At 60.1% G+C, this 1,512-nt stretch carries 1 protein-coding gene; it reads left to right on the forward strand.

What is annotated here, in order from left to right; all coding sequences use genetic code 11:
• The coding region (locus NKJ78_RS30725) for a type I secretion system permease/ATPase (protein ID WP_352562815.1) at positions 1–1,220 on the forward strand (1,220 nt) is incomplete at its 5' end.
• Positions 1,221–1,512 lie beyond the last annotated feature (292 nt).

Consider the following 1,512-nt stretch of genomic DNA (forward strand, 5'->3'; position numbering starts at 1 on the left):
CTCTCTCGCAAGGGCCGATAAGCGATACCGTTGCCCACAACATGGCACGCAATGGTCTGCTGCAAGCAGCGCGTTGCAATGCCGAGGTCGTGCAAGCTCTCGGTCTTGGAAAGCGGATCGCTGCCCGATGGCAAAAGGCCAATGCCAAGTGTCTGGCCGCCAACCGGAAAGCTGGGGACGTGGCAGGTGGGCTGGGTGCCATTTCAAAGTCGCTGCGCGTGCTGCTGCAATCGGCCATTCTTGCCGTCGGTGCGTACCTTGTGGTCAGGGAAGAGGCTACGGCCGGGGTCATGATTGCCAGTTCGATCATGATGGGGCGTGCGCTGGCTCCGGTCGATCTCGCCATTTCAAGCTGGAAACCCTTCCTCATGGCGCGCCAGGGTTGGGCGCGGCTGGAGGACCTCTTGGAAAAGGTTCCTGAAACCGCTCCTGTCATGCTAATGCCTGAACCTGAACGCGAACTGCGCCTCGAAAGCGTGACAATCGTTCCGCCCGGCGAAAGCAAGCCGACCGTGACCGGCATTGCGTTTGCCATTCAGGCGGGAAGCGCACTCGGGGTCATCGGTCCATCGGGCTCGGGCAAGTCGACACTCTCGCGCGCCATCGTCGGCGCATGGACGCCGGTCGCCGGGAAGGTTCGCATCGACAGCGCAAGCCTCGATCAATGGGACCGGGAAGCACTAGGCCGTCACATCGGCTATCTGCCGCAAGGTGTTGAACTGTTCGACGGCACCATTGCCGAAAACATTGCTCGTTTTGAAGATGATCCTGACCCTGAGGCTATTGTCGCCGCGGCGAAGGCAGCGGGCACGCACGAACTGATCCTCCGATTTGAGCACGGATACGAAACTCCGATTGGTGAGGCCGGATCGGCACTTTCCGCCGGGCAGCGCCAGCTTATCGGTCTTGCCCGTGCCCTTTATCGAGACCCTTTCCTTGTTGTGCTGGATGAACCCAATGCCCATCTCGATGCGGAAGGCGAGGCTGCAGTCGTTAATGCGATCGCCTCCGTGCGCGAGCGCAAGGGCATTGCGGTTGTCGTCGCCCATCGGCCGAGCGCCATCCGCGCCGTGGATTTGGTGTTGGTGATGGAAGGTGGACGGCAGCGATCATTCGGTGCGCCTTCCAAAGTCCTGAAGGCCATCGAGTCTACACAGGATAACGTGGCAGAGCGCGCTGACATGGAGGATCCCGGTGTCCGGCATTCACCAGAACAATGACGTTCCGAGCTCCATTCGCCGCCACTTCCCTTGCTCGCAATGGGCAGTGCCGGCGCGACTCGGCAACACATCCCCATGCCCGTTCTTCCGAGGGCGGCTCAACCAGAACGACCGGTTACAAAGTTTCCTGGACCGTTCTTTGAGTGTGAATGTTCGGCCGATTGCCTGGGCGCGTCCCCGCCGCCTGCGAGCCCGCAACTGCTCGGCGAAGGGCGAAGTGAACGAGAATGCATTCATTTCATAAATGTATGCCTATCCAAGCAATCGATTTCTCCAATTGTCCGATGACGAA

Origin of the sequence: Mesorhizobium sp. M0037, assembly GCF_040323635.1 — a bacterium.
GTDB lineage: Bacteria > Pseudomonadota > Alphaproteobacteria > Rhizobiales > Rhizobiaceae > Mesorhizobium.